General features: G+C 43.4%; 11 protein-coding genes. 7 read left to right on the top strand and 4 right to left on the bottom strand.

What is annotated here, in order from left to right:
- The first annotated feature begins 82 nt into the window (after nucleotides 1-82).
- Complete coding sequence (locus tag ACIG3F_RS11815; protein ID WP_396470122.1) at nucleotides 83-3,022, top strand: insulinase family protein; 2,940 nt, start codon at nucleotides 83-85, stop codon at nucleotides 3,020-3,022.
- Nucleotides 3,023-3,043: 21 nt separating this feature from the next.
- Entirely contained in the window at nucleotides 3,044-4,183 is a 1,140-nt protein-coding gene (locus tag ACIG3F_RS11820; protein ID WP_247143583.1) for a phospholipase A, read from the top strand.
- A gap of 70 nt (nucleotides 4,184-4,253) precedes the next feature.
- Here the strand turns inward: ACIG3F_RS11820 and ACIG3F_RS11825 are convergent, their stop codons facing one another.
- From ACIG3F_RS11825 to ilvA, 4 genes are all read right to left on the bottom strand, one after another.
- Nucleotides 4,254-5,594, bottom strand: coding sequence for a TrkH family potassium uptake protein (locus tag ACIG3F_RS11825; RefSeq protein ID WP_396470123.1), 1,341 nt, complete (start codon nucleotides 5,592-5,594; stop codon nucleotides 4,254-4,256).
- The gene (locus ACIG3F_RS11830) at nucleotides 5,591-6,247 is read right to left on the bottom strand and encodes a TrkA family potassium uptake protein (RefSeq protein WP_005246545.1); all 657 of its coding nucleotides are present in this window, start codon (nucleotides 6,245-6,247) and stop codon (nucleotides 5,591-5,593) included. Before ACIG3F_RS11830 ends, ACIG3F_RS11825 begins: the two co-directional genes overlap by 4 nt.
- 109 nt (nucleotides 6,248-6,356) lie before the next feature.
- Entirely contained in the window at nucleotides 6,357-6,821 is a 465-nt protein-coding gene (locus ACIG3F_RS11835) for a hypothetical protein (RefSeq protein ID WP_396470124.1), read from the bottom strand.
- Nucleotides 6,822-6,973: 152 nt separating this feature from the next.
- Nucleotides 6,974-8,512, bottom strand: coding sequence for a threonine ammonia-lyase, biosynthetic (gene ilvA, locus ACIG3F_RS11840; protein ID WP_004646781.1), 1,539 nt, complete (start codon nucleotides 8,510-8,512; stop codon nucleotides 6,974-6,976).
- Nucleotides 8,513-8,616: 104 nt separating this feature from the next.
- On the opposite strand from ilvA, the gene rpiA reads away from it, so the two are divergent.
- From rpiA to clpS, 5 genes are all read left to right on the top strand, one after another.
- Nucleotides 8,617-9,288 carry a ribose-5-phosphate isomerase RpiA gene (gene rpiA, locus ACIG3F_RS11845; RefSeq protein WP_004279784.1) on the top strand — a complete coding sequence of 224 codons (672 nt, stop codon included), beginning with the start codon at nucleotides 8,617-8,619 and terminating at the stop codon, nucleotides 9,286-9,288.
- A gap of 138 nt (nucleotides 9,289-9,426) precedes the next feature.
- The gene (locus ACIG3F_RS11850) at nucleotides 9,427-10,107 is read left to right on the top strand and encodes a M48 family metallopeptidase (RefSeq protein ID WP_219309505.1); all 681 of its coding nucleotides are present in this window, start codon (nucleotides 9,427-9,429) and stop codon (nucleotides 10,105-10,107) included.
- 183 nt (nucleotides 10,108-10,290) lie between these two features.
- On the top strand, nucleotides 10,291-11,346 hold the full coding sequence (argC, locus tag ACIG3F_RS11855; RefSeq protein ID WP_396470130.1) for an N-acetyl-gamma-glutamyl-phosphate reductase: 1,056 nt from the start codon (nucleotides 10,291-10,293) through the stop codon (nucleotides 11,344-11,346).
- A gap of 77 nt (nucleotides 11,347-11,423) precedes the next feature.
- Nucleotides 11,424-12,173 (top strand): DUF6776 family protein, encoded by a 750-nt coding sequence (locus ACIG3F_RS11860; RefSeq protein ID WP_180038696.1) that lies wholly within the window; start codon nucleotides 11,424-11,426, stop codon nucleotides 12,171-12,173.
- An 18-nt stretch (nucleotides 12,174-12,191) separates the two neighbouring features.
- Nucleotides 12,192-12,605 carry an ATP-dependent Clp protease adapter ClpS gene (gene clpS / locus ACIG3F_RS11865; RefSeq protein ID WP_004279780.1) on the top strand — a complete coding sequence of 138 codons (414 nt, stop codon included), beginning with the start codon at nucleotides 12,192-12,194 and terminating at the stop codon, nucleotides 12,603-12,605.
- The last annotated feature ends 5 nt before the right edge of the window (nucleotides 12,606-12,610 follow it).

A 12,610-nucleotide genomic window follows, 5' to 3' on the forward strand; every position in this document is an offset into this window, starting at 1 on the left:
TCCTCGGTTTTCAACGTGAATAATTCAGATAACTAAAGCTATAATGTGCTTAGTTATTTTAATTAAAGCATTAGGAGATCGCATGACTGTAGATGTCACTGAAACCATTTCTCAAACTGTACATCCTGCGTTTCAGTTGGTACGTCAACAACATGTTGAAGCTTTAGACATTTTCGTGTCTGAATATAAACATAAAGTGACTGGCGCCACGCATTATCATCTGGCGACCAAGCACGACGAAAATGTCTTTCTGGTGGCGTTTCGTACCCAGCCGATGGATTCTAAAGGCGAGGCACATATTCTGGAACATACTGCGCTGTGTGGTTCAGAAAAATTCCCGGTGCGTGATCCATTCTTCCTGATGATTCGCCGTTCACTGAATACTTTCATGAATGCCTTTACTGCGGCGGACTGGACTGCGTATCCATTTGCGACGCAGAATAGCAAGGATTTCCAGAACCTGCTCGAAGTGTATATGGATGCAGCATTTGCTGCGAACCTGAACCCATTGGATTTTGCCCAGGAAGGCATTCGCATTGAGCTGGAAAATGGCGAGCCTGTCTATAAAGGCGTGGTCTTTAATGAAATGAAAGGGGCGATGAGTTCGCCTTCAGATCAGCTTTATCACACGCTGGCGCATCATTTATTCCCAAATACGACTTATCACTATAATTCTGGCGGTGATCCCAAAGATATTCCTGATCTGACTTACCAAGAGTTAGTTGATTTCTATAAGTCACATTACCATCCAAGCAATGCAGTCTTCATGACCTTTGGCAATAAAACGGCATTTGAACTGCAAGAGCAGTTTGAAAATCTGGCATTGTCCAAATTTGAAAAAGGTCAGACGCTCTATCCAACACCTGAAACCCGTTTGACTGCACCATTGACGGTTACCGACAGCTATGCGGTTGATGCTGAAGATTTACAGGACAAGACCTATCATGTGCTGTCATGGTTATTGCCAGAAGCTAGTGACATTAAACTGCGTTTGGGCATGCGTTTAGTTGAAGGAATTCTGCTCGAAGATTCAGCATCACCACTGCGTCATTATCTGGAAACTTGTGGTTATGCAGATGCAACAGGTCCATTCATGGGCGTGGATGATTCTAATTTTGAAATGACTTTCTACTGCGCGGTACAGGGTTCAAATCCTGAACATGCAGAAGAATTTAAAAATGGTGTGTTTAAGGTTCTGGAAGATGTTGCCTCTAAACCAGTTGATCAGAGCATGGTCGATGCGATCCTGCATCAAATTGAATTGCATCAGCGTGAAATCAATGGCGATGGTACGCCGTATGGTTTGAGCTTGATTCTGAGCGGTCTGGGTAGCGCGATTCATCATCGTGATCCGGTCGAAGTTTGGGATGTGGACTCTGCGATTGCCGCAGTCAAAGAAGAGCTGCAAGATCCGATGTGGTTATCCAATCTGATCAAAGAGCATCTGCTGGATAATCCACATCGTGTCCAATTGACACTGGTTCCGGATGCGACTAAATCTGCTAAAGAAGCAGCGGATGAAAAAGCGCGTTTGGCTGAAATTGGCAAGAATCTGACTGAAGAGCAGAAAGCGGAAATTATTGCCCAGACTGAAGCATTGAATATTCGTCAGGACACGCCGGATGACTTGAACTTATTGCCGAAAGTCGGCCTGGAAGATGTCCCTGCGGAATTGCAAATTGTTCAAGGCCAGTTGCGTGAGATTATCTGTAACCGTGTTGATACGCCGTTGAACCTGTATCATGCCGGCACCAATGGGATTTATTATCAACAGGTTCTGGTCAATATTCCGGATGAAGTGGTGCAGTCGCCTTACTTTAACCTGCTGTCGATCCTGATGGGTGAAGTTGGTGCGGGTGAGTATGATTATCTTGAGTTCCAGCAACTGCAAACAGCGGTAAGTGGCGGTCTGGGCATGGGCGCATCTTTGCGTTCTAAAGTCGATCACAAAAACAAAATTACTGCCTGGTTGACGTTGACCACCAAATCTTTGGTGAATCATCTGGATGCAATTCGTCTGTTAAAGATCGGTTTTGAACAGCTTCGTTTTGATGAGAAAGACCGTATTGTTGAACTGTTACAACAGCGTAAAACGCGCTGGCAGTCACGTATTTCTGGTTCTGGACATAGCTATGCAATGCAAACGGCTTCACGTCAGCATAGTGCATTGGCTTTGCGTGATTATCACAATACCGGTTTGGGTGCATTGAACTGGCTGATCGAGCTGGTGTCTAAGATCGAAAAAGATCCGGCTGAATATGATCTGCTGATTGATGAATTAAAACGGATTCATCGGGTCTTGTTGCAAGCACCAAAGCAATTCCTGTTAGTCTGTGAAGAGCCGCAGTCTGAGCATCTGATCGAAGAAATTCAGAATGTCTGGGATAAACTTGAAGTTGATTCTGCACCAGTTTCATTAACTCAAGTCGAAAAAGTAACCCATGACCAGCACGAAGCCTGGTTGATTCAAGCCAATGTCCAGTTCTGTGCGGCTGCTTATCCAGCTGTTGAAGTTTCACATCCTGATGCTGCTGCATTGATGGTACTGGCGGGTTATTTGCGTAATGGCTTCCTGCACAGTGCCATCCGTGAAAAAGGCGGTGCCTATGGTGGTGGTGCCAGCTATGACGGGAATGCCTGTTCATTCCGTTTCTACAGCTATCGTGACCCACGTCTGGCAGAAACTTTCCAGGATTTTGATGCGAGTATTCAGTGGTTACTTAATGCACCACAACAGCCACACCAGTTGGAAGAAGCCATTCTGGGTCTGATTGCCAGCATGGATAAACCGGGTTCACCGGCAGGCGAAGCCATTACTGCATGTTATTCTTACTTGCATCAACGTACGCCAGCGTTCCGTAAAAAATTACGTGAACGTTTATTGAATGTCACACTGGATGATTTGCAGCGTGTTGCACAGACCTATCTGGTCGAGCAGCAGGCGACGAAAGCCATTGTAGCGCCAGTGGCAAAACGTGAAATGCTGGAACAGCTTGGTTTTGTAATTCAACAAGTTCTATAAATAAAAAAAAGAGGATAATGGATGGCGCTTAATTCGTTTAAGCGCTCAACTCTACAGCTGAGCGTTTTGCTGGGCTGTGCAGTTGGGACGCAAGTGAATGCGGAAGAAACAGTAGTCAACAGTCCCACGCCGGCAACGGCTGAAGCCTGTGCTGCACTGGAAATTAGTGCAGAGCGTCTGGCCTGTTATGATACTTTATTTAAAATTCCGGTCACTGATAAGCCTGCAATCGTTTCTGAGCGTCGTGCAGCAGCAGAAATTGCGCCTGAACCCGATAATTTAAAAGCGAAAATTGGTCAAACCGTTTCCAATATTTATGCTTCTGAAGGATCAAAACTGACGCCGAATCTGTCTTTGCTGGATAGCCGCTGGGAACTCTCTCCAGAAAGTAAATTAGGCACCTGGAACATTCGTTCTTATCAGCCAGTGTATTTGATGCCAGGTTTCTGGACATCAAAGAAAAATGAATTCCCTCAAAGTGAAAATCCAGAAAACACAGTGAAGGAAGACCAAAATCTTACCTCAACCGAAGCAAAGTTTCAGTTGTCTTTAAAGACCAAGGCGGTTGAAAATATCTTGGGAGATAATGGCGATCTCTGGCTTGGTTATACTCAGTCTTCGCGTTGGCAGGTGTATAACTCGGAAGAATCACGTCCGTTTCGTGAGACCAACTATGAACCCGAAGCCAGTTTGATTTTCCGTACCAATTATGATCTTTTGGGTCTGAATTGGCGTATGTTGGGATTGACCATCAATCATCAGTCCAATGGTCGTTCTGATCCGTTATCACGTAGCTGGAATCGGGTGATGCTGAATCTTGGTTTTGAAAAAGACAATTTTGCCTTGATGGTTCGTCCTTGGTATCGCTTTGAAGAGAAGCGAGAAGACGATAACAATCCAGAGATCAAGAACTATATTGGCCGTGGAGACATGACCGCATTTTATCGTTATAAGGAGCATGATTTTTCATTGATGCTACGACATACCTTAAAAGGTGGAGATGAAAACCGTGGAGCGGTACAGTTCGACTGGTCATTCCCGATCAGTGGGCGTTTGCGTGGCCAATTCCAGCTTTTTGATGGTTACGGAGAAAGCCTGATTGATTATAACCATCGTGCCACGTATGTCGGTTTAGGTGTTTCCTTGATGAACTGGTTCTAGGATTCCAACTTTAAACATCTTGGAATGAAAATAAAAAACCATGCCGCTGCATGGTTTTTTTATAGATAGATTAGCCAATCTGGATTTCTGAAGGCGGATGTTTGAGACGACTCTTTTTGGGAGTCGCAATAAAATAAGCAAGCGTCAGTGGCCCTAGACGCCCTGCGAACATTAACAGCATCAGAATGATCAAACTGGCAGGTTGTAGTTCCTCTGTTACCCCTCGGGACAAACCGACGGTACAAGCTGCAGACACGGCTTCAAACAACAGATCCAGAAAATCCTGCTCAGGTTCCAGGATTAATAAGCTCATAAAACCCATCATGATCAACGCTGCAGTAATACACACCACGGCTAATGCTTTAAACGTAGTTTTTTCAGGAATAGAGTGATTAAACAGCCGGATCTCATCTTCGCGTCTTAAAAAACTGATTACGCTTATTACCACAATAATAAACGTTCCGACTTTGATGCCGCCCGCCGTACTTAAGGAGCCGCCCCCGATAAACATGAGCAGCATGGTAACGAGACTGGATGCATCGCTCATTTGTTCCATTGGCAAGCTATTAAAACCTGAAGAGCGGGGAACGGTGGCATGGAACCAGGCATTCACGGCCTGATCGCCCACACTCATCAGACCCAAAGTTTGCGGGTTAGAGGCTTCTAACAGCCATAGCACAATAAAAGCACTTAAGTTAAGACCCAGAATCGTTGAGAGGATTAGCTTGCTGTTGGTACTCAACTTACGCCAGCGCTTATGTTCTTTGACGTCCATCAGCACCAGAAAACCGATACCGCCAATGATATACAGCATACTGATGGTAAAGGTAATCAGATACTGTCCTGAAAAGCTCATCAAGCTATTTGGAAATAGTGAAAATCCACCATTATTAAAAGCGGAGACGCTATAAAAAGCTGCATAAAATAGTGCATCGCTAAACTGATATTCTTTGAGCCAAGCCAAAGTCAGAATCAGCGTACCGATTGCTTCAAAGAATAGAGAATATAAAAACACGGCTTTAATGGTAAAACTGACTTTTTTCAGACTAGTTTGTCCAATGGACTCCTGTGCCATGACTTGTTGTTTTAGCCCCAGTTGCGGTGCCAGACTCATCACTGCCAGAATGGCAAAGGTCATAAAACCCAAGCCGCCGCATTGCAACAAAAACATAATCACGATTTGACCAAATACGGTATAGGCTTCACCGACATTCACCACCGATAGCCCGGTAATGGTCACAGCAGAAGTTGCTGTAAAAATGGCTTCCAGCCAGCTGATTTCTCCATGATGGGCAATAGGCAGCATCAGCAGCAGCGAACCGATCAGAATTAATCCAAGAAAACCCAAAGCCAGTAAGCTCGGAGGACTGAGGTTGACCGTCCTGTGTTGCTTTAAATCAGAACTTTTCATAGATGTTTAAAATATTTAGCAAGACGGCGCAAAGGTTCCAGCAATCCTTCAACCAGTAAAATATCGCCTTCCTGAAGAATCTGATTGGCATCTACGTGATATTGCAATGTAGATCCGCGTTTATGTAATAAGGTAGTGATTTCAGGAGCATGCTTCATCAACTGATTCAGTGGCGTACCATGATGATCTGCATGAATTTCAATTTTGACAATATAATGATCATCCTCAAGCGCCATATAACGACTGACCATCGGATAGCTTAATGACTGGGCCACCCGAACGCCCATATCTTCTTCAGGATGAATGATTTTTTCAACATTGAGATGGGTCAGAATCATGTGGTGGGATTTGGATTTGGCCTTCACCCAGATTTTCTTTACGCCCATATTTTTTAAGTGCAATACACATAGAATACTGGCCTCAATATCCTCTCCAATCGCAACGACAACGGCATCACAGCGCTGAATGTTCAGCTCATCGAGTACATGTTCATCGGTTGCATCGGCAATCACGGCATGGGTCAGCTGATCAGAAATGTTTTCGACATATTTTTTATTCAGATCGATTCCGATCACTTCATGCTTCAGGCTGATGAGCTGTGTGGCCACGGTCGCACCGAAACTGCCAAGCCCGATGACTGCAAATAATGCCATGGATTGTCCTTCGTTATCTTTATGTCATTCGTTATATCCGCTATGGTAATGAGAAGGCGATTCTTCAGCTATAGTTTTTAGGTAAAAATAGTACAGATCTTTGAAGTATTTACGCTTCTTTCATCTGAAGTACAGATTGAAAATTTGGACAGTCAGACATAACCTGATGATGTGTATATAAGGTTCCATAGCTGTTTTGGATGATGTATTCGAATTCATGATGATCATCCTTCATGATATTGAGTGTGGCTTGGCGTTTGAGTTGAGGATAAGTTTTTAAATTATCGATTGAGGAACAAGAAAAGCTTTTTACAAAAGCTGAAATTTTAGGATCTAATTTCACTTCTTTATAATGATTTAGAAAAATATAAACAAATTTGGGATACTGGTTGAGTATTTCTGAATGTGCCTCTATACCAGCGATGTTGCTGAGGTTATTTGCGGTTGCATTACTGGGAATATTTTTCATACTTGTTCGAACACGATCTTCTTCTTGATTTAATTTGTATGCTGGATAGCCGTATAAATAGACAAATAAAGTGGTGAGCAAAATAATAATAAAAGTGATATTCATATCTTAAGGTTCTGTTTTTGTAATTATTTTTAATTTTAACAAGATTGGAAATTAATGGATAATTGGTGTTTTCATTCATGATACATTTTTAAATCTGCCTAGAATATCATCCTAAAAAAACCGCCTCGAAAGGCGGTTTATGTTTGAAAGAATTACTTCAAGAAACGTTGATAACCCAGATTATTGGTAATTTCCTGATATGGATAGGTAATGGTTTCGAGAGTTTCGATCAAGCCGTCCGGATTCTGTTGTGCATCGGTTGCTTCAAGGCCCACCAGAACACGTCCTTCAGCAGCGCCGTGGTTACGGTAGTGGAACAGGGTAATGTTATGGGTTGGGCCAAGACGTTCCAGGAACATCAGTAAAGCGCCAGGACGCTCTGGGAATTCCACGCGGAACAGGCGTTCATTTTCAATGTCGGCATGACCACCGATCAGGTAACGGATATGCAGTTTGGCCACTTCGTCATCAGACAGATCGTCAACGTCATACTGGAACTTTAAGGTTTCATAAATTTCCTGACGTTCTTTCTCGCCATTTTTCAGACTGATGCCGACAAAGACTTGCGCAGCAGAAGCATCGCTGGCACGGTAGTTAAATTCAGTAATATTACGGCCTTGTAATGCACGGCAGAAACTCAGGAATGAACCTTTCTGTTCCGGAATGGTCACGGCAAAAATCGCTTCTTTGCGTTCACCCAATTCGGTACGTTCAGCGATATAGCGTAAACGGTCGAAGTTCATGTTGGCGCCGCAGACAATCGACACCATGTTTTTCCCTTCGATGCCATGTTCAGCCACGTATTTTTTGATGCCAGCCAGTGCCATTGCACCAGATGGTTCGACAATGCTACGGCATTCGTCATAAGTGTCTTTAATCGCTGCACAGACTTCATCCGTATTCACCAGCACTACATTCGGTTCCACGATCGGGCCTGAATTGTCCGACTTTTGCAGACGAATCACATCAAATGGTTTTTCACCAATTTGGGCTACGGCTGTACCATCAGCAAATAAACCTACAGATGGAAGAATCACACGTTCATTTGCTTCTAAAGCAGCTTTTAAACAGGCAGATTCGTCGTATTCCACTGGAATGACTTTAACGTGTGGTGCGACATCACCTAAATAGGCTGCAACACCTGCGATCAGGCCGCCACCGCCAACTGCGACAAACACATAGTCGACATCACGCCATTGACGTAGAATTTCATTGGCAATGGTGCCTTGGCCAGCAATCACCAATTCATCATCATAAGGTGGAATGAAAGTCATGCCATCTTCCTGGGCACGTTGAATCGCATATTTATTTGCAACATCAAATGAATCACCATGTAAAACCACTTCGCCACCCAGACGTTTAACCGCCTGCACCTTGATATCAGGCGTGGTTTTAGGCATCACAATAATCGCGCGAATACCCAGCTTTTTCCCTGAGAGTGCCACGCCCTGTGCATGGTTACCCGCTGAAGCAGTAATAACGCCACGTTCCATTTGTGATTTCGGTAATTGACTAATACGGTTATAGGCACCGCGTAGCTTGAATGAAAAAACCGGTTGTAAATCTTCACGTTTAAAGCGGATATTATTATTGAGTCGTTCGCTAATTCGTGGCGCTGCTTCGAGTGGAGTTTCGATTGCAACATCGTAAACCGTTGCTTGTAAAATTTGTCGAACCAAACGAGACAGCATGTTAATTTTCCATCTAACAGTTTAAAATAGGGGCTTATTGTAACAAACCACACGGCTTTGCGGTTTAAAAAAGCTGCAAAAGTCCAAAATAGTTGAGTGAAGCCATGAGTCTATATGCAACCCAAGATGAGAAAAAACAAGCAGCAGCCAAAGCCGCTTTAAAACACTTGCCAAAAGGGGGCATTTTAGGCGTAGGTACAGGCAGTACTGTAAACTTTTTAATTGACTTATTGCCTGAGCTGCAATTGGAAGCTGCGGTAGCCAGTTCAGAAGCAACTGCACAACGCTTGAAAAAACTCGGCATTGAAGTGGTAGATATGAACTCTGTCAGTGGTCTGGATGCTTATGTTGATGGTGCAGATGAAATTGATCGTCATATGCATATGATCAAAGGTGGCGGTGCAGCGCTGACACGTGAAAAGATTGTTGCTTCTATTGCGAAAAAATTTGTGTGTATCGTGGATGATTCTAAATGGGTTGGACAATTAGGGCGTGAGTTCCCGCTTCCTGTAGAAGTGATTCCAATGGCGCGTTCTGCAGTCGCGCGTAAAATCGTATCTTTAGGTGGCGATCCTGCGTACCGTGAAGGTGTGGTCACTGACAACGGTAATGTGATTTTAGATGTGTACAACCTGAATATTCTAAATGCACTTGAACTGGAAAAAACCTTAAACGATATTCCGGGCGTGGTATGTAACGGTATCTTTGCGATCAACAAAGCAGATATCGCCATTGTCGCGACTGATAACGGAATTGAAGAGCGTACAGCGGTTTAATTAAACTTTCTAGAAAAAATCCCTCTAAATCTCCCTGAGCGAAGTTTTAAAACACTGCTTTAAAACAAGTGCAAGAAGGGAGACTTTTAAAAGCCCCTCTTTGAAAAAGAGGGGGTTGGGGAGATTAAAAAAACTATAATGACCTTATCCGACCTACCTGAAATCCAAATCACCCGAAATGTCCGTTCAACCCGGTTACGTTTGCGTGTCGATGCAACGCAGATTCGTCTGACAGCACCGGTTTTTTGCAGCAAAAAACAGATACAGCATTTTATTGAACAATCTGAAAGCTGGCTGATTAAAACCTGGCAATCCCAGCAGGAAAAAATCGAAAATATTGACCGGACTCTACCGAGTGAGCTGCGGTTATTCAATCTAAAAGCAGCAGTAAAAATTTCTTATCACAGCCAGAAAAACAACTTTATTTTTGATCATGAAGATCTACAGCTTTGGATCAGTGACCGACATCCTGAAGAATATTTAAAAACTTTCGTGATTGCCTACGCAAAAGAACAGCTTCCTTCATATTTAAATCTTGTCTCACAGCAATGTCGGTTGCCTTTTAAAAACTGCAGTATTCGACAACCTAAAACCCGTTGGGGCAGTTGTTCTGCCAAGCATGACATTATGTTGAACAGCGCGCTGGTATTATTTCCTGAAGAGGTCACGCATTATGTCGCTGTCCATGAACTGGTACACACAAAGCATTTTGATCATAGTCCACGCTTTTGGGCAGAAGTTGCTAAGCATGATCAGCATTTCCAGCAGCATCGTATAACGCTGAAAAATACGCCGTTGCCATATTGGTGGGGTGCCTAAAACCATAATTAATAAGTCCATATAACTCTATTGAAATAGCCTAAGCAAATTAAAAGTTTCATGATCAAAATCGGACTTATCCTACTGATCAATTAAAAAACCAGCAAACCCCAGTGAAATGGTTTAGAAAACCTCAACTTCCTGTCATACTAGGCTGTATAAAGGAAACATTTATTTGAGGTAATCATCGTGATTTCAGTGGGTATTGTGGGTGGTACGGGTTATACAGGCGTTGAACTTTTGCGTCTTTTGCTACGACATCCAGATGTAAATGTAACAGCACTGACATCACGTACTGAAGCAGGTCGTCGTGTAGATGACATGTTCCCAAGCTTGCGCGGGCATACCAATCTTAAATTTTCTGATTTGAGTCTGGGTTTATTAAAATTATGCGATGTGGTGTTCTTTGCAACACCGCATGGTGTCGCAATGAAACATGCCGAAGAGCTGGTTGCTGCAAATACCAAAGTGATCGACTTGGCGGCAGATTTTCGTTTACAAGATCTTGAACAGTTTGAAAAATGGTATGGCATGCAACATGCATGTCCAGAACTGTTAAAAGATTCTGTTTATGGTTTATCTGAGCTAAATCGTGAAGAAATTAAAAAGGCCAGTGTGATCGGGAATCCGGGGTGTTATCCAACTACAGTTCAGTTGGGTCTGGCGCCAGTCTTAAAAGCGGCTGAAGCATTGGTGAAACCTGAAAGCATTATTATCGATGCCAAATCTGGTGTATCAGGTGCAGGTCGTAAAGCCAGTCTGGGCATGATTTATTCTGAAAATTCCGATAATTTTAAGGCCTATGGTGTAGCGGGTCATCGTCATCACCCTGAAATTGTCGAAGCATTGGAAAAAATTTCAGGTCAAAAAAATGTGTTTGATCATATTTTATTTGTACCGCATTTGGTGCCGATGATTCGTGGTATGTTGTCGACCATCTATATCGATTTAACTGAAGCAGGCCAATCAGCAGATTTACAAGCGCTATATGAGCAGTTCTATGCCAATGAAGCATTTGTCGATGTTATGCCGGCGGGTAGCTCACCCGAAACCCGTTCAGTGCGTGGAGCGAATCAGTTGCGTATTGCCTTGTATAAGCCACAACCAACAAAACTGGTGATCCTGGTTGCACAAGACAATCTGGTGAAAGGTGCAGCAGGACAGGCTGTGCAAAACATGAACTTGATGTTTGGTTTTGCTGAAGACGCTGGCTTAAATAATATTGGTTTATTACCATAAAAAACGTATTAGAACTTCACACACATTTAGATTTGCATTTAAATGTGTGTCTTGATTAAAGCAAACAAGAGATCAAAATGCCGAATAACGAGTCAAATACGACGCTTCCTCAGGAACCCGGTACTAAGAAACCATTCATGAAAGGCAATACGCCCTTAGCCATTGGTGCGGCTGTATTGATCTTAAGCAGTGGCGTACTCGGATATACCGTAGGACATCGTCAGGGTTTGACTGCGGCGGGTTATGATGCGGATGCAGAGCAACTGGTCGATGTAGTACAGACTCAAAAAGCCAGTCTGGAAACACTGAACAAGACGCTGAATACTGCGGTTCAGGAGCGTGATCTGGCGGTTAGCAATGCCAATGATCTGTATCTGGCCATGACCAAGGCACGTGATGAACAGGTGCAGGCCGAAAGTGTAGGAACCATTTATCGCGAGATCTTGCGTCAGCGTGGTGGTCTGGCATTGGCGGTTCAAAACCTGTCGATTAAACCATTACCCGAAAATGCCTTTGAATACCAGATTGATCTGGTTCAGGTCAGTCCAGGCAAAAGCCGTGCCTCAGGTAGTGTGGAATTGCGCCTGATTAAAGGTGCGGAAATTCTGGTGGTGCCACTGGAAGATAAAAACTTTAATTTTGAAAATTATGAGCGACTCACTGGCCGCTGGACCATGCCGAAAGGCTTTAAGCCAGAATTTATTGAAGTGCGTCTTACTGGTGCCAAACCTGTAATTCGTCGTTTTAGTTGGGAACAGGGCAAAGCAGTAGAAAATCAGTCTGCTACCTTGTCAGAAATTCCGAAAACCGAAGCAAATGCAAATTAAGTGTGAAATATAAATCTTATGCCAAGCAATAAACGTCAAATGTGTTTAAGTGATATTAAAAATTCTTTTAATGAGTCTGGAATCGTTGATTGGCATATCAGCCCACGTTTAGCAAATGAACCCTCTGAAGACGGTGATTCTGACTTAGCTGTACAGACCGCACCGCCAGAACTGAAACGTCCACCGTTGTATGCCGTTGTTTTATTAAATGACGACTATACGCCGATGGAGTTTGTAATTGAAATTTTACAACAATACTTTGCAATGAATCTTGACCAAGCTACACAAGTAATGCTAACTGTACATTATGAAGGAAAGGGTGTAGCTGGGGTATATCCTCGAGACATTGCGGAGACCAAAGCGAACCAAGTCAATAATTATGCTCGATCACAAGGTCATCCGTTACTTTGCCAAATAGAGCCTAAAGATTAAGGGGG

Origin of the sequence: Acinetobacter sp. NPDC052428 (assembly GCF_044547685.1) — a bacterium.
Lineage (GTDB): Bacteria > Pseudomonadota > Gammaproteobacteria > Pseudomonadales > Moraxellaceae > Acinetobacter > Acinetobacter lwoffii_G.